Source organism: Bacillus sp. CCNWLW194, assembly GCF_037120585.1.
GTDB lineage: Bacteria > Bacillota > Bacilli > Bacillales > Bacillaceae_G > Bacillus_A > Bacillus_A basilensis.
Map to the genome: position 1 here is coordinate 1 of NZ_JBBBBL010000013.1, position 24565 is coordinate 24565.

Here is a 24565-nt window from a genome sequence, read left to right on the forward strand (position 1 = left end):
TGAGTCCATATAAATATAGAACTCAGGTTGCTTAGTTGCGCTTTTTAAATACTGTCTACTTGACAGGGGTCACTCCAGTTGGCAATCTCTTTTAATTTATTAACGGAAAGAAGATACGCTATTACCTTTTGCTTCGTAATAATCTAAAATACCTTGATAAATCGCTTCTGCTGCAGCTTGTCTCTGTTTTGGTGTAGCAATTTTATCTGCATCGGTTTTGTTATCTACAAATGCTAATTCTGTTAATACAGCTGGCATTGTATTTTCTCTAGTTACATATAAGTCCTGATGTTTCGCACCACGATCTTTTGTTCCAAGTGCTGCTACAAGACGGTCTTGAATTTTTTGTGCTAATAACTTACTGTCTTCTACATGCGGATTCGTTACTTTTGCTCTTGCTGAATTATAATATAATGTTTCTGTACCTTCTCCATTTTTCTTTTCAGAACCATTGGCATGAATACTTACAAAAATATCTCCATTATGTTCCTGTGCAAACTCTACTCGTTTTTTCAATGAATCTGTTGAGTTTACTCCTGGACGTGTATTATCTGTACGAGTGAACATAACAGTAAATGGTGCCTTTTGCTCAAATATTTTCTTTAATCGTAATGATACATCTAATACTGTTTGGCTTTCTTTCTCATAATAACCAGGATTACCCGAGTCAACTCCACCGTGACCTGGATCAATAATAATTGCTTTACCTTCTAAGAAGTTCTCTTGTTTTACTGGATTTAATTGATTTTTATCAACCCACTGGAAACCAGCGCCTACGCGGATACGAATCCAGCTGCCACTCTCTTCCATAACCGTTACTGTTTGTGCATCATATGTACCTAGCACTTTAGAACTATGTGAAGCTGTTTCATAAGTAGTAAATCCTTCATTAATCGTTTCTGTTTTTTCTTTTAGAGGTGTCCACTTCTCACCTTTACTTGTTACAATTTTCAACCAGCCGTCCGCTCTTTGTTCTGTCACTTCAACCATTTGCGGCTTATGTTGAACGTCAGTAATGCCAGATGATAATGATGGTTGATGATATGTAATAAAGTTTCTGTTCATATACATTCTTTTTGATGTATTTGTTTTATTTTTATCAGCCATCGCAATGAACTGAGCTGCTTCTGCACGAGTTACAGTTCCTTCAGGATTCCAGCCATTTCCCGTACCATTAGAAATCTCTAAGGCTACTAAAATATTAGCTTGTTTCTTACCCCAATGAGGTTCCAAATCTTTAAACTGTGTTGGAAGCTCTCCAATAATTTTCTTATCTAATGAGTATGCTTGTACTAACATAGATGCCATAGATGCACGGTTAATTTTGTTGAATGGACTGAATTTACCAGTACCATCTCCATTAATTACACCTGCTTTTTCCACTGCAGCAATGTACGGAGCTGCCCAATGGCTTTGTGCATCTTTAAAAGATGGCTTTGCTTTTGGATCAATTGGTAAACCAAGAACGACTGCTAAAATTTTTGCAGCTGATCCTCTATCTACTGCTTCAGATGGAGAAAACGTTCCATCTGGCTTTCCATCAAGCGCTTTCTTTCCTACTAAATAATCAACTGATTCTTGCGCCCATGTAGGAACATCCGAAAACTTCTTCGCTGCTGCGAAACTACTTACTGGAGACGATAATAAACTTGCGGCTAAAATACCTGCCGCGACTGCACGATACTTCATAAAAAATAATACTCCTCTCGACAATCACCTTTTAATAACGCGTAATCTTAATATATAAATCTCGAAAAATCCGAACAAAAAAAATTAGTGCGCCTCTATCATTTTATAATACTCGAATTATGTAGTAAACCTACTTTCTTAATATTGTAAAATAAATTACAATTAATTTACTTTTTGTTAAATAAAGTCGATTTCTCTGCAAACAAAAAAATAGGCTACCAAAGGCAACCTATTTCTTTTCTTATTCAGCAATCATCTCTGATAATACATATGCATAAACAAGTGCTTCTGTATGTGCAATCGAACTTTCATGTGTGCGCTCAAATGCATGAGAAGAATCAATACCCGCTCCAATTAATGCATGTTTCACATCAAATCCAGCGTGAATCGCAGCTGATGCATCCGATCCATAGTACGGATAAATATCTACTTTATATTCAATATTGTTCGTTTTCGCAAGCTCTACTAAATGTTTACGTAGTGCATAATGATACGGACCACTGGAGTCTTTTGCACAAATAGATACTGTATATTCGTCAGATGCTTGTCCATCACCTAACGCTCCCATATCAACTGCTAAATACTCAACCGTTTCTTCTGGAATGTTAGAGTTACCACCGTATCCGATCTCTTCATTATTAGAAATTAAGAAATGAGTTGTATATGGTAATGTTACATTTTCATCTTGTAATCTCTTAATTAATTTTAATAGAATCGCAACACTTACTTTGTCATCTAAATGACGTGATTTTATGTATCCACTCCCTGTAATTTGAACGCGCGGATCAAATGAAACGAAGTCTCCTACTTCAATTCCTAATTCACGTACTTCATCAGCTGAAAATACGCGCTCATCAATACGAACCTCAATATTTTTCTCATCGCGTTTAGCTTCACCTGCATCTTTATATACATGCACAGATGTTTGATGCATTAAAATCGTCCCTGTATACGTCTTGCCACTTGATGTTTCAATTTCGCAGTATTCCCCTTCTACAGAGTTCCAGCGAAATCCGCCAATCATAGAAAGACTCAGACGACCGTCAGGCTTAATCTCTTTTACCATCGCACCTAACGTATCAACGTGTGCTGTTAATAAACGGTGCTGTGCATCATTTTTCCCTTTTACCGTTAAAATAAGAGCACCTTTATTGTTACGCTTCGTTTCTACATTCCACTCACTTACATAGTTTTCAATAAAACGAATGATTTTCTCTGTATTTCCAGACGGACTCGGAATAGAGACAAGCTCCTTAATAAGTTCCATCGTTTCTTTCGTATGATGTGCCATTGTCGTTTCCTCCTCATTTTCTCTATTATTTAGTATACAAAATTTGCTATAAAACCTCTACTCATATAGCTTAATTTTCTAAATTATAGTAAAATTCACTTTAGTATACAAAAGGAGTTATACAATATGAATATATCAAAACAATATGTACACATTGTACTCATTTGGTTTTTAGCATCATTATTTTGTTTACAAGTTTCTTATGCAGTCCACACTACTACTTCTATTACAATTGGCTGGGTATTAACAGCTGCCTTCTTCATTATTAGTTTAATTGCAACAAAAAAGCATAGCGTTACTCACTAACGCTATGCTTCCTTTACAAAACTATTCTTCTGGAACATCTAATAAATAAATGCCTCTTTCAAACCCACCGCGCTCTATTTCTTTTTGCTTACGAAGACGTTCTACATCTTCAATTGTCGCACCTTCTGCACGCGCTAATGAAATGATCACTTCCAGTGCATCCGCAAGAGAATCAAGCGCATGTTCACGCTCTTTCATAGAAGCAAACTCACGAATTTCTTCTGTTCCAATTTTCGCTAAAGCTTGTATGTATGCTTGTCCTGTTAATTTTTGTGCTGTATATGTTTTTCCAGACATTAAAATCTTCTCTGGAACACGGTCTCTTACTAACTTGTTATATGCTGACATCATTCATCCTCCTATGTTTAATAACATCCGAGCTCTGCCTTATAAAATAACCACTCTTTTTTCACACAAGCACTTAACATATCAATTCCTGATCCGTGCGCCCTTACTACCGGAAAGAAATAGTGCTCTGGTTCTTCTTTCTTATCGCCATATAAGGTTTGGTACTCATCAGGAATCGCCTCTTTTTTCACATCCCGTTCTTTCTCCACTTCACCTGAGAAAGCAACAATTGGATGCCCTTCAAAGAATAGTGCAGTTCGTACCGCAAGAGATGGTGTACTATGCAAAGCATAATATGTAAGTAAGATAATAACGATAACACCAATAATTTTCTTCATATATTACTCCTAAAAAAAGTGCTAACACAATTATACTAAAATGTGTTAGCACTTTCTCCCCTTTACCCTAAATTAACCGGCAGTAAAACTACCACTACCCTTTATTCCCCTTTAAATGCCGGCAAACGTTTTTCTAAAAATGCAGCAATACCTTCTTTATGATCCGCTGTTTGTCTCATCGCATATTGACCGCGTTTTTCAAGCTGCAATGTTTGTTCTAAATTGGAGCGATTTACTTCACATAAAATTTGCTTCGTTTGAATCATCGCTTTAATCGGCTTTTGTGACCATTCACTAATTTTTTGCTTCACAGCCGTTTGGAAGTCCTCGCCGATTACTTCATCAATTAAACCGATATCCAGCGCTTCTGTCGCTGATAATTTCTTTCCTTCCCAAATAATTTGCTTCGTCATATTTTCACCAACGCGCTTTTGAAGGAAGAAATGGCCGCCTCCATCTGGAATTAAAGCGATTCCAATAAAGTTCATCGCAATAATCGATGATATATCTGCCATCACATAGTCAGCTGTTAATGCAATACTTAATCCAAGACCAGCAGTTGGTCCATGAATAGCACTAATAACAAGCTTCGGCATCGTATATAGAGTCACAACGACTTCAGAAATAGTATTCATAATACCATCAAACTTGCTTTCATCATTACTTGAAAGCATCGATTTAATATCTCCACCCGCAGAAAAACCACGGCCGTTCCCGCATAACACAACAATATGCACCGAACTCTCCGCTACTTCTTTCAGTTTTTGTAATAGCTCTTTTAACGTTGGCTCATCTAATGCATTTAACACCTCTGGGCGATTGACCATAACCGTTGCAACGCGCCCTTCATACTTCACAACGACAGATTCTGTTTTACTTGTTACTTCCATTATATATACCCCTCTTTTCCACATAAAGATTATACTTATATAATTATAGAAAGGAGGTGAAAAACCCTTCTTTTTTCTTAATTTTCTGTCTAATAATCTCGTAATTTGTATATGACCTTGTATAAAACATACAATTCCGTTGAAAAATATAGAAATTAAAGTCGTTTTATCCCCTCTCTTCATCTATTTACCATTACAATGAAATGGTGTATTCTTAAGTCTGATATAAAAATTAAATATAGAAATTCATTCCCCTTCCTATTAATAGAGGGGTGCTGAAATAAAGGAATGAAGAAATGGAGGAACATATGGTTACTAAGTTAAAACAGACGGATAACTACTTCCCGCATTTCCTACTGCTATTCATCGTGTTTCAACCAATTTTAGATTTATTAACGTCTTTTTCAATCTATGTATTGCACATGAGCGCAACAGTCGGAATCGTAGTCCGTTTCGCCTTTATGCTTCTTGCATTAGGTTATCTACTTCTTCATCATAAACAACAAGGCGCGAAAAAATATATTCTTTATTTATGTCTCTTTGGCATCGTACTCGCAATCGGCCTTGTGAATAATTTAATGGTCAAATCTCCAGTTTCATTTGGAGAAGAAGTGAAATTTATTTTGAAAAGTGTATATCCAATTGTACTACTGTTTGGATATATTATCGCACTGAAAGAACTAAAAAATAACGAACTTGCGTTTCATAAAATCATTACGTATTTCTTATATGCAACGTTAATTTTAAGTATTTCAATCATCGCGGCAATGGTAACTGGTACAGATTTCCCAAGCTATCCGAACTCAAAGATCGGTTCAAGAGGATGGTTCTTTGCTGGTAATGATTTAAGTTCCATTTTCGCAATTATGTTCCCAATCGTTGTTTTATACTCGGTACATAAAACAACTTCTTTCTCAAAAGTGTATTACTGGATTCCAACTGTACTTGCGATGTATGCAAGCATTATGATCGGAACGAAAGTAGGATATGGTGCCATCGTTATTACACTTGGCATCGCTCTTTTCTTCTTATTCATTGAATATATGATACATCGTAAAAAAGAAGGAAAAGGATTCACATATCTTGTAAACACAGTTGTTGCTGCTGTCGTATTAGGTGGTTTATTCGTCCTTACACCGCAAACCCCTATCGCAAAAAACATGAGCATCCACTTACAAATATATGAATACAAAAAATCAGTACAAGACGAAAAGGACCGAAAAGAAGGAAAAGAAGTTAAAGAAGAAGAACATAAGCAGGGTGAACTAACAGACTCTGAAATGAAAAGTTTAATTTACAGTGATCGTGACAAGTTTTTAAAAGTATACAAACAATACTATAAAGAAGCACCACTATCTCAAAAACTCTTTGGAATGGGCTACGCTGGTAACTATACAACGAAAATGAAGTTAGTCGAAATGGATTTCCACGACCTATTCTTCGCATTCGGCATTGTCGGGTTCCTTATGTACGTACTGCCGCTACTTTATTTCGGTATTAAAATATTCATTCGCTTGATCACAAACTTCAAGAAACTATTTAGCGTAAAACATATGCTACTAGCTAGCACACTCGTCTTATCGCTCGGTATCGGCTTTATGTCTGGACACGTATTAACAGCACCAGCCGTTAGTATTTTCTTTGTTGTGATACTTGCTTACTTAATTGTTGATTTAGAAATAGAATAGAAAGAAGCAGCATCTATTTGGATGCTGCTTCTTTCTATTCCATCCCTTTACCGCCTCTTGCATTCAAAAACCTCTACATTCAACATAAACCAACACTTAATTGCCTACTTTTCTTACGTATGAAATTAGAAACTATTTATATGGAATAATCATTTTAATCGAATTATTAACATGCTAAAATATTAAAGGCACTATTATATAAAAGAATATATAATAGATATGTCGGTTTTTTGCACGAAATGTATTTCGAAAAAGTGAGGAGAGTCCTTTGGTATTTAGTAGTTCGATTTTCTTATTTATCTTTTTACCTCTCGTATTATTTCTCTATTTTATAGTGCGTGCAGAGCTACGTAATTTCGTATTACTTGCATTTAGTTTAATTTTCTATGCATGGGGTGAACCGCGTTTCGTTCTCTTAATGCTCTTTTCCATCGTATTAAACTACTGCTTTGGCCTACTCGTGCATCATTATGATAAACGAAAAAATATGAAAGTCACATTTTTAATTATGGCTGTGGCCGGAAATATACTATTACTTTCTTATTTTAAGTATATTTCATTTTTCACAGACATTTTAAACAACGTATTGCACTTATCTATTCATGTGGAACCTATTCCACTACCAATTGGAATTTCATTTTATACATTCCAAGCGATGTCCTATGTCATCGATATATACCGTAAAGATGGGGATGTTCAAAAAAATCCACTTAACTTAGCGCTATATATATCTATTTTCCCTCAGCTTATTGCCGGACCAATTGTTCGTTACAATATTGTCGCTGAGCAAATTAAAACGCGCATCCATTCTTTTGAACGATTCACAGAAGGTATTCAAATTTTCGTTCTCGGACTAGCAAAAAAGATATTAATCGCCAACCAAGTTGGATTTTTCGCTGATAAAATCTTCGCCTTACCACCATCTGAAATAAGTGTTGGAACGGCATGGATCGGTATTATCGCCTATACCCTACAAATTTATTTCGATTTCTCAGGATACTCTGATATGGCAATCGGACTTGGAAAAATGTTCGGATTTGATTTCCCGAAAAACTTCAACTATCCGTACATCTCTAAATCTATTTCAGAGTTTTGGAGAAGATGGCATATTACACTCGGCTCTTGGTTCCGCGATTACATATATATCCCGCTCGGCGGAAACCGCGTTTCAAAACTAGCGAATTATCGTAACCTCTTCATCGTATGGGGGTTAACTGGTTTATGGCACGGGGCGAGCTGGACATTTATCGCCTGGGGCTTATATTATGGCTTTATTATTTCAATTGAAAAAGCTGGATTCGAAAAAATATTAAACAAACTATGGAAGCCGCTGCAACATGCATACGTATTACTAATCGTTATGATCGGTTGGGTCTTCTTCCGAGCTGATAATTTCGCTTACTCGTTCCAATATTTAAAAGCGATGTTCGGCATAGGTGGGCAATCCTTCATCGATGACAATACAATGTTATACGTACATGAATACATTATCGTATTTATTATCGCCTTTATCGCCGCGACACCAATTTTAAAACGAATTAAAAACATACTAGAACTTGCGCCAAACACGTATATGTTCACAATGCAATTTGTACGTCCTATATTATTACTAACATTATTTATGATTTCGGTTATGTACTTGATTAACTCAACATATAATCCATTTATTTATTTCAGGTTTTAACTGATGTAGGAAGGAAAAGTTATTATGAAAAAATTGGGGAACCTCATCCTGTTTATCGGTTTTCTCACCATTATCTTTTCATTTGGCATATTATCGTTACTCAAAACAGACCGAGACATTTCACCAGTTGAAAATCGGCCACTCGCTCAAAAACCAGCACTTACGAAAGAAGCTCTCCTAACTGGTAGCTTCTTTAAAGATTTTGAAACATACACAAATGATCAACTAATCGGACGAGATGAGCTTATTAAAAACTATACAATTGCTCAAATTAATATGGGCAAATCTCTCATTAACGACATTATTTTAACTGATGATAAATGGCTCCTTAAAAACCCGGCGTGGACAAAAAAATATAATGAAATTGACCAATCCATGCCTGCTATAAACGACTTATCTCAGTTTTCAAAAGAACAAAACGTTGAGTTTTACTTTGCTTTACCACCGTCAAAAACGAATGCATTATCATTTAAATTACCTTCTCATATTCACACATATGCAGAGGAAAATTTAAATTACTTTCTAAAGAAACTTCCAGCAGACGTAAAGCCAATAAAACTTATGGAACACTTTAAACAGAACTATACAAACGAAGAAATACAGGACATGTATTTCAAAACAGATCATCATTGGAATATGGACGGTGCCTTCTTAGGCTACCAATATATAATGAACACAATCGGGCAACAATCTTCTATATATAAAGGTAAAGAAATAAAAAAAGAAGACTACATTCGTACATGTGCGCAAAATAAACATTTAGTTGGAAGCTTCAACAACCAACTATACCAACTCATCGATGCCAATGGTGAAAAATTGTGTTACTACACACCGAAAGACGGTTTCAACTTCACAAGCGTAAACGCAAAAGATGTGAAAGGTACTGTTCATCAAAATTTAGATGACATATACGGCGTAGAAAAACAAAAAGATACAACATCATACGCAGGTTATTACACGGATGACTATCCAGAAATCGTCATCGAAAATAACAATGCACCAAATGAAGTACGCGCCTTAGTCCTAAAAGACTCCTTCGCAAATGCAATCGTGCCACACTTAGCACAAAGCTTTAAACATACATCTATCCTCGACCTGCGTCACTATCACGAAAAAGATGTATATCAATACATTAAAGACAACAATATTAACATGGTATTGTTTGTGTATAGTGATTCGAATTTGAGTGGAGATATGTTTAAGTTTAAGAAATAGAAAGAAGGCTCTTGTATATATACGAGAGCCTTCTTTCTATTAAAAAATCAGTGGGGATTCATCCCCACTGATTTTTCATTTTATCTATAATCGACTTATAGATTTGGGTTGTTAAGCACGTTCACGTGTACAGCTTGTGAACCGATTTCGCTTGTTAGAACATCTTTCTCGCCTAATACTTTGAATACTAATGTACCTTTGTCAGTGTACTTAGTAGTTAAAGTATTGTAAATGTCTGGATTGAAGTTTGGAAGTACAGAATCACTTGTTTGAGATACTGTCACATGACCAAGCTCTTGATCAAATATATCGAAGTGTGCATTACCATTTGTATCAAGATAAAGTTTACCTTGGTCGTTACCAGATTTCACAACACGTACTTTATGTTGTGTTTCTTTCGTTAAGTTAATACCTTTTACGATATCATCAAGGTTACTCTTCTCAAGCTCTAATACAGTACCGATATTAATTTTCTTCTCAACAAAGTTTTCTGTTTGAACTGGTTTGAAGTTTACAGATTTAATAGCGATTTTCTCTTGAACGATTTCAACTGTCGCTTTACCAGCAGTTGCACCATTTTTCGTTAAGTGGATGTCAACTTTACCTGGTTTTAAACCTTTAACAACAACTTTATTTCCATCAATTTTAGCTTCAGCTACAGCCGGGTTTTTAGACTCAACTGCGTAACCTTCTAAGTTTTCAGGATCAGAGTATACTCGCTCTGAAGTGTACTTAGATAATTGATATGCAACTGTGTTAGAAACATTTAGGTCAAGTTTTGTATCAGGTGATGCACCATATTGACCTACTTTAGATACAAGTTCAAAGTTTTTGAATGCTACGTTACCTTCTGTTACGTTCACATATAATGAACCTAGCGTTTCACCGTTAGCATTTTGGAAGTGAACTGTCCCTTCGCCCACGTCATTACCTGTAACACCAATTGTTTTTGTACCGATTGAACCAGAGTCAGTCGTTACTACATCTAATCCACCTTCTGCAACTACACCTGTTTTCGGAAGAACTTCTTTAATTGCAGCTGTGTTAGCACCAAATGGATCGCCATATTGGTCAGTTGTTACGAATGTAACAGGTAATGTTTTGCTTTGCACAACTTGTAATTTATCTGAGTTAGCTTTTACTGATACTAATTTACGAGAATCAGTCGTTACTTTGAATTTAACTTCTTTTGTAACGTCGCCTACTTTAATAGTAAGTGTAGCTTCACCAGCAGCTTCAGCTGTAATGTAGTTGTTTACTACAGAGATAATGCCGTGATTTGAAGATTTAATGCTAATTGAGTTTGGATCAACTACTTTATCTTCTCCAGCAATTGTAGCAACTACGTTATGGATTTGTGCTTTTTCACCAACAACTAACGTTTGGCTGTTTAACTTAAAGTCTTTTCCAGTCAATTTATTACCATATACTACACCGTTTTTATCTGCATCTACCGCAAATACAGTATTTTTGATTGCAGAAGCTGGTGTATCAAGGTTTTTCACTGTAATAATACCAGTGTTAGAAACTGTTAAACCACCGCGTTTTGTAACTTGTACTTCTACTTTGTAGTCACCATGCTCAATACCAACAGCTAGTTTACCTGTAGTAGAAGTAGCTTCTCCACCTTCAAAGATGTTTGCTGCTGAACCGTCTAAGTTATTTGCTACAAATTTGACGTCATGGTCTGCTAAGTTTAAGTACTCAACATCAGCGTTACCTTTTTCATCGTTTAATTTGAAAGCAACTGCTTGACCAGCACGATCATCATCAAATGTAAGTTTTTCTACTGCTAATTTTTTCACTTCGTATATGAATTTCGCTACGAATGATTGATTTTTCACTTTTACAGTAAGATTTTTATTTGGAGCTACTTTACCACCAAGTGTTACAACTGCAGAAGTACCATCAGCACTTGCTTCGATTGCAACAGCTTTGTCTCCTTCAAGAGTTACATCATCAGCAGAAAGTTTTTCTAAACCAGTACCAGTTAATGTTAATTTCGTTGGTTCAGAAACTTTCACATCAGTTACATATGCTTGTGCATTATCTTTTTTGCCATACTTTTTATCTGCTACTGCGATAAATTTAGCTGCTTCTGCACGAGATACAGATTTATTTGGCTCCCATTTGTTTCCTCCTGTTCCTTCAGAAAGTCCAAGGTGGATTAGAATGTTAGCTTTTTCTTCACCCCAATGATCTAATAAATCTTCAAATTTTGTAACTAACTCGCCGTTAACTTTATCTTTTAAATTATAAGCACCTACGATCATAGAAGCGAAAGAAGCACGGTCAATCTTTTTATCTGGAGAGAAGTTTTCTTTACCATCACCTCTAACAACACCCGCTTTTTCAACAGCTGCAATGTATTTAGAAGCCCAATGATTTTTAGCATCTTTGAAAGATGGTTGTGCACCCTCTTCAACTTTTAAACCTAATGTAATTGCCATAATTTTCGCAGCAGAAGCACGATCAATCTCTTCAGCTGGAGCGTATGTACCATCTGGCTTACCTTCGATTGCACCTTTATCTACTAAGTAATTGATAGAATCTAATCCCCAATGACCAGCTGGAACGTCTGGGAACGATTTACCTGCTGCTGCTACTGGAGAAACAACACCTGCTACCATTGCTGCTGTCATTGTACCTGCGATTACTTTTTTGTAAGAGTTAGTCTTTGCCATTTTATAAATTTCCTCCTTCAGGAATATGCTACTAGTTTCACATCATATTAAATTAGAAAACTAGCTAGTTAGAAAAGCCATAAAACAATAAAAACATAAACAAAAATACTATAATGAAAAGTAGTTCAAATAACAAAATGATACAAACCGTTAGATGTAAATATAAGGTTTAAATACCATTTTATGAAACAAGTTCATCATACTATACAAAACTATTCGTTATCAAGAACTTTATCAAAAGAAGATTCGACACATTCTGATAATTCAGTCTTTTAATCGTATTATTAGGATGTCAATAATACTTAAATATAGAAATGAATACACTGTTTTCCTATAAACCACTCTCACTGCGCTTCGTATATTTTTCATATCGAATACACAATTGGAATTATAGCACATATTTCCACTTCATCACTTAAATATTTTTTACAATAAATACAATTTTCAGACTTTATTTGACTAAAAATATTATAATTCGACATTTTATTCTTCTTTTCGAATGATTTTTTAACAAAAAAAGGTTTTAATTTACAAATAATTCACATATCGATGAGGTATTCTTCTATTTTTGAAAACGTTTTCGATTTGTTTCTCAATAAAACTATTCCTTTCAATCTCAAATGTACATGAAATAAAATCAAAATAAAAAGCCTATGATACTCATAGACTTTTGTCTATTTTCTCATAAGCTTTTATTAATCATTTAATGTATCAAATGATTTTTAATTATTTTGTTGCAGGTTTTGCTTCTTTAATAGAAACTGTAACTTGTACAGCTTTATCAAATTCTACTTTTTGCTCTTTTCCATCTTTTACAACTGTCAGGTTTTTCACATAGATAGATGTTGCACCTTTTGCACCAACTGTACCATTTTCAGCTACAACATTTGTGTCAGCAGAAACAAATTCTACATTAGAAACTGTTGCTTTTGCTGTAGTTGCAGGTACACCATCAACAGATAAGATATTTAAAAGTGCAGCTTTTAAATCATCATTTGGAGCTACTTCTTTAAGAGATGTGCTTGTAAATTCTACTGCTAATCCTTTAGCAGTTGGTGCTGTATCAACAACTTTGAATGAATGAGTTGTGATTAATTTACCATCTAGTACAACTGTTACTTTATAAGTTTCACCAGCTTTTGCACCTTGACCAACAGTAATTACACTGTTATTTTGTACAGTAACTTGTGCATCAGTTGCGTCTACTTCTTTACCTTCTTTGTTTGTTGTTGTTACTTTTAGTTCAGCTGCTTCTGCACCTTTTAATACTAATCCATTTGCATCTACAGGAAGAACTGAAACAGTCATTGCATTCTTTTGGTTTTCCTCAGTAACATATTTATCTAATTCTTTTTCTAAACCACGAACTTCAAATTTAGAGAATGCACCTGGAGCTTTTAATTCTAGAGCTAATGTAGCTTTTGCTTCTTTTTCACCAGATTTTGCAGTTAATACAACTGTATAATTACCAGCTTCTTGACCTGCTGCATTCAGAACTAATTCTTTGTTCACATATTTAGCTTCTAATTTTTGTTCTTTTAATTCTTTACCATCTTTATCAAGTACTTTCACTGTTACAGGAGCTGTAAACTCTTTACCGTATTGATCTAGTACTGGAGCTTTTACTTTTAAATCTGTTACATCTTTTGTAGAAAGCGCTACGTTAGTTTTTTCTAATTTAATTTCTTTCATTGCTTTTTGAGCAAAAGCTTCAATTTCAACTGTTTTTGAAACAAGTTCTTTACCTTTTGAATCTTTTACAGTTACTTTTACTGGTGCTTTTCCTGCAGATAATACAGTTACTTTACCAGTAGCTTTATCTACTACAGCAACTTCTGTGTTTAATGACTCATATTCAACTTTCCCAGTTGTTACTGCGTTAAATTGATCTTTCAATTCTACTTGAACGTAAGCGTTGTCGCCTTCGTAAACTTTATTGTTTTGTTTGAAATCTTTAGAAGTAAAGTCAGCTTTATTTTGTTCTGCAACTGTCCAGTTAGAGATTGAAGCTACTGCAGCACCTTCAGCAGAAACTTTTACTGTTTTACTTTCAGCTACTACTTTACCGTCTTTTTTATAAACAGCTTTTACAGTAGTTGAAGTACCTTTTGCTAAAGTGATTTCACCTTTTGCATTAATTTTTTCTGCAGCTGGAGTTACAAATTCAATACCCTCTGGTGAAACAACTTCAGTACCGTTTTCATCTTTAACTGTGAATTGTAATGCAGTTGGCTCATCAGCTACAACTGTTTGGTCAGCCATTTCGATTGTTTTTGCTTCTAAAGAACCTACAGCTACTTCTGTTTTACCAACTTTGTTTACATCTACAGTGTAAGTTTGTTTAGCTGCTAAGTTACCATATAATTCAACTGTAGCAGATTTTTTATCTTCTGATAAAGTTACTTCTTTAACTAGTGCTTTATCGTTGTTAGCTTTGTTAGTTACTTTAACGTCTTCTTTAGTTAATTTTTCAACAGCTTTGCTGAATTTAACTTCTACTTTTTGAGTTGTAACTGCTTTAGCAGATTCAACTGTTACTGCTTCTGTACCGAACTCTTTGTCAGTCTTAGCAATGAATTTAGCAGCTTCTGCACGAGTTACAGCTTTATCTGGCTCCCAACCATTACCAGTACCATTAGTGATATCTAAAGCAACTAAGATGTTAGCAGCTTTTTTGCCCCAGTGCTTTTCTAAATCAGAGAATTTAGTTTCTAATTCTCCGCTTACTTTGCTTTCTAATTTGTATGCTTTTACGATCATTGTTGCCATAGAAGCACGGTTAATTTGGTTGTTTGGGTTAAACTTACCAGTTTCGTCCCCTTGAATTACACCAGCTTTTTCAACAGCTGCGATATATTTAGCAGCCCATGAATCTTGAGCATCTTTGAAAGTTGGTTTTGCACCATCTTTAACTTCTAAACCTAATGTAATTGCCATGATTTTCGCAGCAGAAGCACGGTCAATTGCTTCAGTTGGAGCGAATGTTCCGTCTGGTTTACCTTCGATTGCTTTTTTTGCTACTAAATAATCAATGTACTCTGCACTCCAAGAACCAGGTTGAACGTCTGGGAATGATTTTCCTGCTGCTGCTACTGGAGAAACAACACCTGCTACCATTGCTGCTGTCATTGTACCAGCGATTACTTTTTTGTAAGAGTTAGTCTTTGCCATTTTATATATTTCCTCCTTAGGAATGTAATACTAGTTCCATAATGTTTTAAATAGATATTCTATTTATTTTTGAAACTAGTAGATATAAATGTGGTTAAAATATTCTTTATACAGAATAATAGAATATCCCGTATTAAAGAATCATAAAGAAATCATACACCCTTTTCATCCAATTTAAAATCTCAAATTCGACAAAAAAGTGAATTTTCACAATTCTAAACGAGCGTTTTTTCGACTTTCATTTTAAAAAACTCAGATTACAAAATCAGAATATTTTAAATAAATAGTAAAACGCGTCAGAATTACATTTTCAACAATCTTCTTATAACCATTTACAACTATAACAGAAAAACAATTCCAATTTCAATATTTAACTATAAAGATATTACGACATTAATCGACACCATATTTTTATATGATTCGACTTTTTTCTTACCGTTCGTTTTTTTGAAATTACCATACCTATTTTCTTATAATTTACTAAATAAAACGCTAAATCCTAACATTAACTATATATTAATGTTAGGATTTTCAAACATACATCTTCTCTCAAACTTCTTTTTTATGAGCCTATGTTTAAAACCGCTTATATATTTCGACATTTTTCTACAAATATATTTTTTCTTTCGACATTTTCTTTTTTTCAAAAAATAAAAAAGAGGATGTCCTCTTAAATTAAGATTCCATTCCTCTTTTTTTAAACTCTTTTGAATTCAAGTCACTTATGATGTATCGAGATGCTGTTGAAATTTGCTCTCGCAATTCTTCTACTCTTTGTTCCAACGTTGCTTGCACATATTCTTTTTGTTCTAGTTGCTTCGCTGCCACATTATACAAAGTTTCAGCTGTCCAGTCACCATCTACGTTTCCGATGATTGGCTGATTGACTTGTTGTAAAAATGAATCAATCTTTGGATCATATGAAATACCAACCATAGGGATATTAGCAACCGCAGATAGTATGAGTGCATGAAGTCTCATACCTATTAGAAGCGAACATTGCGACAAAATTGCAATTTTCTCATGAATATCCAGCTTATACGGAAGCATATGAGCTTCTTCTCCCATTAAGTTAATAATATCGCGTGATGCATTTTGATCAAACGGTCCATGCATTGGTACGAATAAAATATGGTATCCATCACGCTTAAATTTTTTCAGCGTATCTGCTAGCTTCTTCATATAATCTTCTTTCGCGTCCCAATACCTCACACTAACTGCAATTACTTTCCCTTGAATCGAATGTTTTTGCAGCCACTCCGACTTCATTCCTTCTGGTTGACATGCCAATACTGGATCTGGCACTAGTTCGATATCTTTCTTAATACCAATTTCTTTTAAATACAAAAATGAATCTTCATCACGAACTGATATATATTCCGCTTTTGATACTTGCCATTTCACTAATAAACGATTTTGTCTTTTCGTAATTGGGCCGATTCCTTGCGCATAAATATAATACGGCTTCTTCAAAAAACGAGCAATCCGCATAATACCTGTATAGTACAAAATACTTTTAATACTCGTTTTATCTTGAAGGAGACTTCCCCCTCCGCTAATTAAGCCATTACTTCTCTTGATTTCCTTATAAATCGCTCTTATATCCCAGCGATTTACTGCCTCTACACCGTACATTTTTTTTGTATAGTCGGGGTCATTCGAAAGTACAACAAGCTCAAGAGTAGGATCCTCTTCATGTAGCGCTTTAATAATTGATTGCAAAATTGCCTCGTCCCCAACATTATAAAAACCATAATATCCTGATAAAACTAACCGCACTCTTAATCTCCTCCAACATTTCGCAATCAACTTTTTGTCATTCAACAAATTGCTATCAACTCTTTAATAAGAAAAGTTGGATAACTTTAAATTGATTTCTTTCACAAACATATAAATAGCCATACTCATTTATGAACAAATTTACTTACGTAAAAATAGAATTTGCTTTTTTGATATCCAATTCAACTTTAATGCGCATATGCCATATATGAACAAGGCCACACAAAATGCTAAACCACTATATATTATTGCAATAAATCTAGAATCTACCACATTTATTAAAGTAGATGTGAAATACAATCCTATACCTACTATACTAGATACTCCAATTACAGCAAAAAATCTCCTCACTCGAATCGAATAAGCCAATTCTTTTCGGATGTATATATAATTTACGATACAAATCATGATATATATGATAAGTGTACTATAAGCCGCACCAGTTATGCCAAATTGACTTACGAGTACTATATTTAATATGACTTTTACAAAACTCGCTCCAACAACTATCCACGCCGCTTGCTTAGAACGGTTAATTCCTTGCAAAATTCCTATTGATAATACCATAAGTGATGTGAAATACGAACTACCAATTAAAATAGCTAACATTCCGCTCCCTTTAGCATCTGTAAACAATCCAACATTTAACGGGATTGCAAGTGCCATGAGCCAGATTGTTATCGGTGTTGTTAAAACATGAGCAAGCTCATTTGTTCGTTCAATTGTTTGTTTTGCTAACGCTATATCTTTCTTTGTTAATGCAGCAGTTAATAACGGGATTAACGGAAATACCATCGCACTTGCAAACACGACAATTAATTGTGTAAACGCAAAGCCACGACTATATATACCAAATTGTTCTTGAATCATTGTAGTGGATCCATGTAGCATATGTGGAATCGTTACAGAATCAACTAAATTTAACACCGGCATCGATAATGCCCCAATTGCAATTGGAATCGAAACCCGAAGTATTTTTTTTGCATTATCTTTAAAATCTTGCAGTGAATATGTATTACTTTTATAACGATATATACTTTTTACATACTTCAATCTCAAATAGATAAGTGACGTAATTACCCCAAGGCAAGAACCAATCATTGCGCCGCCTGTTACAATATCACTCTCTTTATTCCAATATACAAATAAGAATGCAATTGCTAACATAAAGAAAACACGAATGAACTGCTCAATTACTTGTGACACCCCGGTAGGAATCATATCTCCAAAACCTTGGAAATACCCTCGATATACCGCCATATATGGTGCAATTAATAAAGCAAACGAGGTAACAATTAATGGGATTCTCGTATCTTGTCCACCAAGCATATTTGCAAACATACTTGATCCAATCATAATAACCGAAAATCCAAGCACCCCAAATATTACTCCAATAATAGATGCTGACGTAAATAGTTTAGCAATCCCATCTTTATCATTCTTCTCATGAAGTTCAGCGATTAACTGTGATATAGCTAGCGGTACTCCCGCTACTGATAAAGTTAAAGCTATCATATATACAGGAAAAACAAGGCGGAAGATCCCAAGCACTTCATCTCCTGCTATATTTTGTAATGGGATTTGAAAAAAACTTCCCAACACTTTCGATAAAAACGTTGTAATCGTTAAAATCGCAGCGCCTTTCACAAACTTATTATTCATTTTCTAGCTCTTTTCTTTCAATATATAATTTACATACATACTACATCATAAAACGAGATAGCTATATTCTTCTCTTTTTTGAAAAATTTCACTTTATCTCATTTAGCTATCATACCAAATTTCTTATATATTGAATACTCTCTTTCTTTCTAGGTTTTAAATATAGTATGTGCAATAACTTCTTATTTTTATCCAGTTTTTTCTTCAATTTACTACTTCTACTTATTCAGTATAAACATGTGCTATAATGTAGCTATTGTCAGTAAGAGGAGTGTTTACAACATGCTGAATTCGGTAAAAAAACTGTTAGGAGATTCTCAAAAGAGAAAACTAAAAAAATATGAACAACTTGTTCAAGACATTAATAATCTAGAAGAAAAACTATCTGATTTATCTGATGAAGAATTACGTAATAAAACGATCATATTTAAAAACATGCTACATAATGGAAAAACAGTGGATGATATAAAAGTAGAGGCGTTCGCTGTTGTACGTGAAGCAGCAAAGCGTGTACTTGGATTACGTCACTACGATGTGCAGTTAATTGGTGGCCTTGTACTATTGGAAGGTAATATTGCAGAGATGCCAACTGGCGAAGGGAAAACATTAGTTTCTTCTCTTCCAACATACGTACGTGCTCTTGAAGGAAAAGGCGTTCACGTTATTACTGTAAACGACTATTTAGCAAAACGAGATAAAGAATTGATTGGCCAAGTTCATGAATTTCTAGGTTTAAAGGTTGGATTGAATATTCCTCAAATCGATCCTGCCGAAAAGAAACTTGCTTACGAAGCTGATATTACATATGGTATTGGAACAGAATTTGGCTTTGACTATCTACGTGATAATATGGCTACTTCAAAAAATGAGCAGGTACAACGTCCCTATCATTTTGCTATTATCGATGAGATTGACAGCGTTTTAATTGATGAAGCGAAGACGCCTCTTATTATCGCTGGGAAGAAATCAAGCAGCTCTGATTTACACTATTTATGTGCCAAAGTTATTAAATCATTCCAGGATACCCTTCATTACACGTACGATGCAGAATCGAAATCTGCTAGTTTTACAGAAGACGGTATTACAAAAATAGAAGATTTATTCGATATCGAGAACCTATATGATTTAGAGCATCAAACTTTATATCATTATATGATTCAAGCATTACGAGCTCATGTCGCTTTCCAATGTGATGTTGACTATATTGTACATGATGAAAAAATTCTACTTGTAGATATTTTCACGGGCCGTGTTATGGATGGTCGCTCTTTAAGTGACGGTTTACACCAAGCTCTTGAAGCAAAAGAAGGTCTAGAAATCACCGAAGAAAACCAAACACAGGCGTCCATTACAATTCAAAACTTCTTCCGCATGTATCCAGCATTATCTGGTATGACAGGTACAGCAAAAACGGAAGAAAAAGAATTTAACCGAGTGTATAACATGGAAGTTATGCCGATTCCGACAAACCGTCCTATCATTCGTGAAGACAAAAATGACGTCGTGTACGTAACAGCCGATGCTAAATATAAAGCTGTACGTGAAGATGTTCTAAAACACAATAAACAAGGACGCCCGATTTTAATTGGAACGATGTCTATTTTACAATCTGAAACCGTTGCTCGTTACTTAGATGAAGCAAATATTACATATCAATTATTAAATGCGAAAAGCGCAGAGCAAGAGGCCGATTTAATCGCAACTGCTGGACGAAAAGGACAAATTACAATTGCGACAAATATGGCTGGACGAGGTACTGATATTTTACTAGGTGAGGGTGTTCACGAAATTGGCGGATTACATGTAATTGGGACAGAACGCCATGAATCAAGACGCGTTGATAATCAGCTAAAAGGTCGTGCTGGTCGCCAAGGTGACCCCGGTAGTTCTCAATTCTTCCTTTCTTTAGAAGATGAAATGTTACGACGTTTCGCACAAGAAGAAGTCGAGAAATTAACTAAATCACTGAAAACAGATGAAACAGGACTTATTCTAACTTCAAAAGTGCATGACTTCGTGAACCGTACACAATTAATTTGTGAAGGTAGCCACTTCTCAATGCGTGAGTACAATTTAAAGTTAGATGATGTAATTAATGATCAACGTAACGTTATTTATAAATTACGTAATAACTTGTTACAAGAAGATACAAATATGATTGAAATTATTATTCCAATGATTGATCATGCTGTAGAAGCCATTTCTAAGCAATATCTTTTAGAAGGTATGCTTCCGGAAGAATGGGATTTTGCTAGTTTAACAGCAAATATAAACGAAATTTTACCGGTAGAAAATATGCCATCACTATCAGCGAATAATGTACACTCACCGGAAGATTTACAATCCGTTTTGAAAGAAACATTATCTCTTTATAAAGAGCGCGTAAATGAACTAACTAGCCATACTGATTTACAAGAGTCGCTTCGATATGTTGCCCTTCATTTCCTAGATCAGAACTGGGTAAATCACTTAGATGCAATGACCCACTTAAAAGAAGGCATCGGGCTAAGACAATATCAACAAGAAGACCCTACTCGTCTTTATCAAAAAGAAGGTTTAGATATCTTTTTATACACATATGGTAATTTCGAAAAAGAAATGTGCCGCTATGTTGCAAGACATTTAGGTGTTCCTGAAAACGTACAATAACGAGGTGAAAGATTATGTTATCATTCCTAAAAAAAGCTAAGAAAAGCGGAAAAGATACGACTGTCTCTAGTAATCAATTATTTGGACAAGAAGAAACAAACCCTGAAAGTAAAACTGTAAAACCAACACTTTACTTTCACCCTAGCTGGGGTGCAGTAGCGCAAGAACAAAAATACATCTATCAATTTTTACATAAAGAACTACCACGTTTACAAGAATATCAAATTTCTTTATCTGGAATTGAGATTGAAAAGCGTGATAATGGTTATGACGTAGCTGTATTTATTCGCAGCACTGTTCCGAAACCAATTTCTTTCGAAGAGGTTACATTAATTCTTCTAAATAAAGAGAAGAAACTATGCGCACGCAAAACATTTAACCTTTCTGCATTAGGAGATATTCCTGCAAATGTAAATATGCCATTTATTTTTACATTTGAGCAAGAGACAATTACAGATGCTGAATTATCGCAAACAGATTGGGAATTAGCGTTTGAACTTGAAAGCAAGCATGCATTAGATTTAGATCCATCTTGGGAAGCTCAGTTACCTGAAGCAAGCAAAGAAGCTTTACGTAATTTCGTAGACAATTTAACACCTCCAAGCGAAGGTGAAATTAACTTCCTAGGCCTGCAAGCTGCAAGAAAAGAAAACGGTGATTTACATACAACGCTTCTTATTCGTAACGGTTGTAAAGACAACATTCAACTAGAGCAACTTCCTCTTCATATTGAGGATGCCACGGGGGCAGTTGTTGTTAAAGGCGCTTTCACATTACCTAACCTTGAAATTAAAGCGAACACTACGAAACCATGGTCATTTGTCTTCCCTGCTTCATCTATATTAAAAGAAGATATAGACCTATCTTCTTGGAAAGCACTTGTACCACAAGACTAATCATAAAGAGAGGTTGCTTCCAAAGCTACCTCTCTTCTTCTTTTACATACAAAAAAGCCTGTTCAAAAAGATGGTCATCATATCTCTTCGGACAGGCTTTTTCTTTATGTAAAATTTATTTCGTTACTAATAAACGTTCAATATGATATTCGGCTTCTAATTTGCACATTTCATCTGCATGCTTCACTTTATTTCTCGTTAATTGCTCCACTTGCTCTTCGCTCGGTTTTTCATTAATAAACTCGTTAATTTTTTCATTTACTTTCATCGCCAATGCTTGATGGAAATCTGGATGTCCTTTCAACTCGTCATCTACTTTATTGATCCAAGTTGATTTTGTGTATAAATACTGTTTCCACTGTTCAACAAATTGTTGCATATCAAACTTTTCTTCGTTCCATTCAATTTCTTTCATATACTTCTCAAAAGAAACAACAATTGAGCGTGTAATCCCAATTTTCACTCCATGTGGTAACTGTTTGTACATCAATTATTCCCTCCAGCTTAAAGCTCTTCCTTCTAAAAAAAAGGAATCTCAAAATTCATATACATTATTATAATATCACATACCTAATCTAGAATGTTACTATACTGCTAAGATTAATAAATGTCAATAATCGCAAAAAAACGTTATATACAGATATTAAACACAATAAAAAAACACCCTCATACGAGGGCATTCCCTTACATAACATCAGCTTCTACAAACTGTAATTTATCTCTCTGCTCATTACTCGCCATCGTTACTAATGTTTTTTCAATATGAGTAGGCACTTGTTCTAGCGTCACACTCACTCCTGATTTATCCGACTGCTCAATAAAATTCAATAACGCCATAGCTCCTGATACATCCATATAGCGCGCATCTTTCATACGTAAAACAATCGGTGACTTCACATCTTGTAAAGTAGTAAAAATACGGTCTACTGATAGGAAGGAGAGCGGTCCTTGAATCGTATACGTCGCTTCCTTTTCTTTTACAATAGAAGCTTTACGTTCTTTACATTTCACCATGTATATAATGAAAGAAAGAATAATTCCGAACGCAACAGCGATCATTAAATCAAACTTCACTGTGACAACCATCGTTACGAGCATAACTATGACATCACCTTTTGGTGCTACATGCATTTTCTTCATGCTTTCCCAATCAAACATTCCAATACCCGTTAAAATTAAAATACCTGATAATACAGCAAGTGGAATGTATTGTACAACCGAGCCAAGTCCCATAATGAAAATAAATAATATAACACTATGCATACTTGCTGAAAGCGCCGTTTTACCGCCACTTCTTATATTAACGATAGATCGTACAGTCGCACCTGCCCCTGCTAATCCGCCAAACAATCCGCTCATCATATTACCGATACCTTGTCCGACCAGTTCTTTATTACTTTTATGACGTGTACCCGTCACATTATCCATTACGACCGATGTTAACAACGAGTCAATCGATCCTAATAAAGCAATACTAAGCGCTGGTAGAATAAGTTCTGCTATGCCTGCTCCACTTAAAGATGGAATATGAAGCGTCGGCATCGCTTCTGGAATCGTTCCAATCTTTTCAATCACCTTATTTAATGACAGGTTTCCGATAATCGGTAACTTCACTGTAAGTCCTTCTAACGCAGAAGAAAATAAAGGAAGCATAGCTGTCACACCAACTAATGCAACTAAACTAGATGGAATTGCCTTAATCCATTTTCCAGAAACAATCATTACAATAATCGTTAATACGACAAGTAGAAAACTATTTTGCACATGCTTCATTTCACCTAAAATAATAATTAATGCGATTCCGTTCATAAATCCTGAAACGACAGGATACGGAATGTACCTCACGTAAGAGCCAAGCTTGCATACACCGAATAAAATTTGAAACAGTCCCGCCATTATAAAGGCTATAAAACTCGCCTCTAATCCGTGCGTCGCAATAACCCCTGTTGCGATAACAGTAATCGGTCCAGTTGGCCCCGTAACCTGCCCAGGTGTACCACCAAATAACGCCGCAAATAAACCTGCAAAAATCGCACCATACAATCCGACTAGCGCTCCCTCAGACGTTCCTGTTGCAGCAATACCAAATGCAATGGCAAGTGGCAACGCAACGATCGCAACCGTAAAACCTGCTAAACATTCCTTTGCTATTTTTTGAAACATATAATAACCACCTTCACATTAAGTCCACGTTCCATTGTACACCTAAAAAGATACATTCGTTAGTCCACTTTTTACAGTATCGTGACGTAAACGCATTCAATTGTAAGCTCCC

At 35.1% G+C, this 24565-nt stretch carries 17 protein-coding genes; 6 read left to right on the forward strand and 11 right to left on the reverse strand.

The features are described from left to right. Window positions 1–99 precede the first annotated feature (99 nt). Window positions 100–1689: an N-acetylmuramoyl-L-alanine amidase gene (locus V7S50_RS24750; protein ID WP_242256725.1), complete on the reverse strand. Its 1590-nt coding sequence runs from the start codon at window positions 1687–1689 to the stop codon at window positions 100–102. Between the two features lie 241 nt (window positions 1690–1930). Further along, window positions 1931–2980 carry a M42 family metallopeptidase gene (locus V7S50_RS24755; RefSeq protein ID WP_242256723.1) on the reverse strand — a complete coding sequence of 350 codons (1050 nt, stop codon included), beginning with the start codon at window positions 2978–2980 and terminating at the stop codon, window positions 1931–1933. A 126-nt stretch (window positions 2981–3106) separates the two neighbouring features. On the opposite strand from V7S50_RS24755, the gene V7S50_RS24760 reads away from it, so the two are divergent. Then, window positions 3107–3286 carry a hypothetical protein gene (locus tag V7S50_RS24760; RefSeq protein WP_242256721.1) on the forward strand — a complete coding sequence of 60 codons (180 nt, stop codon included), beginning with the start codon at window positions 3107–3109 and terminating at the stop codon, window positions 3284–3286. Between the two features lie 21 nt (window positions 3287–3307). Here V7S50_RS24760 and V7S50_RS24765 read toward each other — a convergent pair whose 3' ends face one another. The 3 genes from V7S50_RS24765 to V7S50_RS24775 all read right to left on the reverse strand — a co-directional run bounded on the left by V7S50_RS24765 (window position 3308) and on the right by V7S50_RS24775 (window position 4886). Beyond that, the gene (locus V7S50_RS24765) at window positions 3308–3634 is read right to left on the reverse strand and encodes a nucleoside triphosphate pyrophosphohydrolase (RefSeq protein ID WP_242256720.1); all 327 of its coding nucleotides are present in this window, start codon (window positions 3632–3634) and stop codon (window positions 3308–3310) included. A gap of 17 nt (window positions 3635–3651) precedes the next feature. Next, window positions 3652–3972 carry a hypothetical protein gene (locus tag V7S50_RS24770; protein WP_242256718.1) on the reverse strand — a complete coding sequence of 107 codons (321 nt, stop codon included), beginning with the start codon at window positions 3970–3972 and terminating at the stop codon, window positions 3652–3654. A 101-nt stretch (window positions 3973–4073) separates the two neighbouring features. After that, window positions 4074–4886, reverse strand: coding sequence for an enoyl-CoA hydratase (locus V7S50_RS24775; RefSeq protein ID WP_242256716.1), 813 nt, complete (start codon window positions 4884–4886; stop codon window positions 4074–4076). A 284-nt stretch (window positions 4887–5170) separates the two neighbouring features. Here V7S50_RS24775 and V7S50_RS24780 point away from each other — a divergent pair, with 284 nt between their 5' ends. The 3 genes from V7S50_RS24780 to patB1 all read left to right on the forward strand — a co-directional run bounded on the left by V7S50_RS24780 (window position 5171) and on the right by patB1 (window position 9449). Further along, window positions 5171–6550, forward strand: coding sequence for an O-antigen ligase family protein (locus V7S50_RS24780; protein ID WP_242256714.1), 1380 nt, complete (start codon window positions 5171–5173; stop codon window positions 6548–6550). Window positions 6551–6818: 268 nt separating this feature from the next. Beyond that, window positions 6819–8234: an MBOAT family O-acyltransferase gene (locus V7S50_RS24785; protein WP_242256712.1), complete on the forward strand. Its 1416-nt coding sequence runs from the start codon at window positions 6819–6821 to the stop codon at window positions 8232–8234. 24 nt (window positions 8235–8258) lie between these two features. Next, window positions 8259–9449 (forward strand): secondary cell wall polysaccharide O-acetyltransferase PatB1, encoded by a 1191-nt coding sequence (gene patB1, locus V7S50_RS24790; protein WP_242256711.1) that lies wholly within the window; start codon window positions 8259–8261, stop codon window positions 9447–9449. A gap of 95 nt (window positions 9450–9544) precedes the next feature. Here patB1 and V7S50_RS24795 read toward each other — a convergent pair whose 3' ends face one another. The 4 genes from V7S50_RS24795 to V7S50_RS24810 form a co-directional block, all read right to left on the reverse strand. Then, window positions 9545–12133, reverse strand: a complete 2589-nt coding sequence (locus tag V7S50_RS24795; RefSeq protein WP_242256709.1) for an S-layer homology domain-containing protein — start codon at window positions 12131–12133, stop codon at window positions 9545–9547. 726 nt (window positions 12134–12859) lie between these two features. Beyond that, window positions 12860–15304 (reverse strand): S-layer protein Sap, encoded by a 2445-nt coding sequence (gene sap / locus V7S50_RS24800; protein ID WP_242256707.1) that lies wholly within the window; start codon window positions 15302–15304, stop codon window positions 12860–12862. A 675-nt stretch (window positions 15305–15979) separates the two neighbouring features. After that, a complete protein-coding gene (csaB, locus tag V7S50_RS24805; protein ID WP_063222066.1) occupies window positions 15980–17083 on the reverse strand; it encodes a polysaccharide pyruvyl transferase CsaB in 1104 nt (367 codons plus the stop codon). Between the two features lie 141 nt (window positions 17084–17224). Continuing rightward, window positions 17225–18745: a putative polysaccharide biosynthesis protein gene (locus tag V7S50_RS24810; RefSeq protein WP_242256705.1), complete on the reverse strand. Its 1521-nt coding sequence runs from the start codon at window positions 18743–18745 to the stop codon at window positions 17225–17227. Between the two features lie 282 nt (window positions 18746–19027). On the opposite strand from V7S50_RS24810, the gene secA2 reads away from it, so the two are divergent. Together secA2 and V7S50_RS24820 are read left to right on the forward strand one after the other, a co-directional pair. Then, on the forward strand, window positions 19028–21394 hold the full coding sequence (gene secA2 / locus V7S50_RS24815) for an accessory Sec system translocase SecA2 (protein ID WP_242256703.1): 2367 nt from the start codon (window positions 19028–19030) through the stop codon (window positions 21392–21394). A 14-nt stretch (window positions 21395–21408) separates the two neighbouring features. Then, the gene (locus V7S50_RS24820) at window positions 21409–22290 is read left to right on the forward strand and encodes an accessory Sec system S-layer assembly protein (protein WP_242256702.1); all 882 of its coding nucleotides are present in this window, start codon (window positions 21409–21411) and stop codon (window positions 22288–22290) included. Window positions 22291–22405: 115 nt separating this feature from the next. On the opposite strand, the gene V7S50_RS24825 is transcribed toward V7S50_RS24820, so the two are convergent. Both V7S50_RS24825 and V7S50_RS24830 read right to left on the reverse strand, forming a co-directional pair. Then, window positions 22406–22777, reverse strand: a complete 372-nt coding sequence (locus V7S50_RS24825; protein ID WP_060629718.1) for a hypothetical protein — start codon at window positions 22775–22777, stop codon at window positions 22406–22408. A gap of 197 nt (window positions 22778–22974) precedes the next feature. Next, on the reverse strand, window positions 22975–24453 hold the full coding sequence (locus V7S50_RS24830; RefSeq protein ID WP_242256700.1) for a SulP family inorganic anion transporter: 1479 nt from the start codon (window positions 24451–24453) through the stop codon (window positions 22975–22977). Between the last annotated feature and the right edge of the window lie 112 nt (window positions 24454–24565).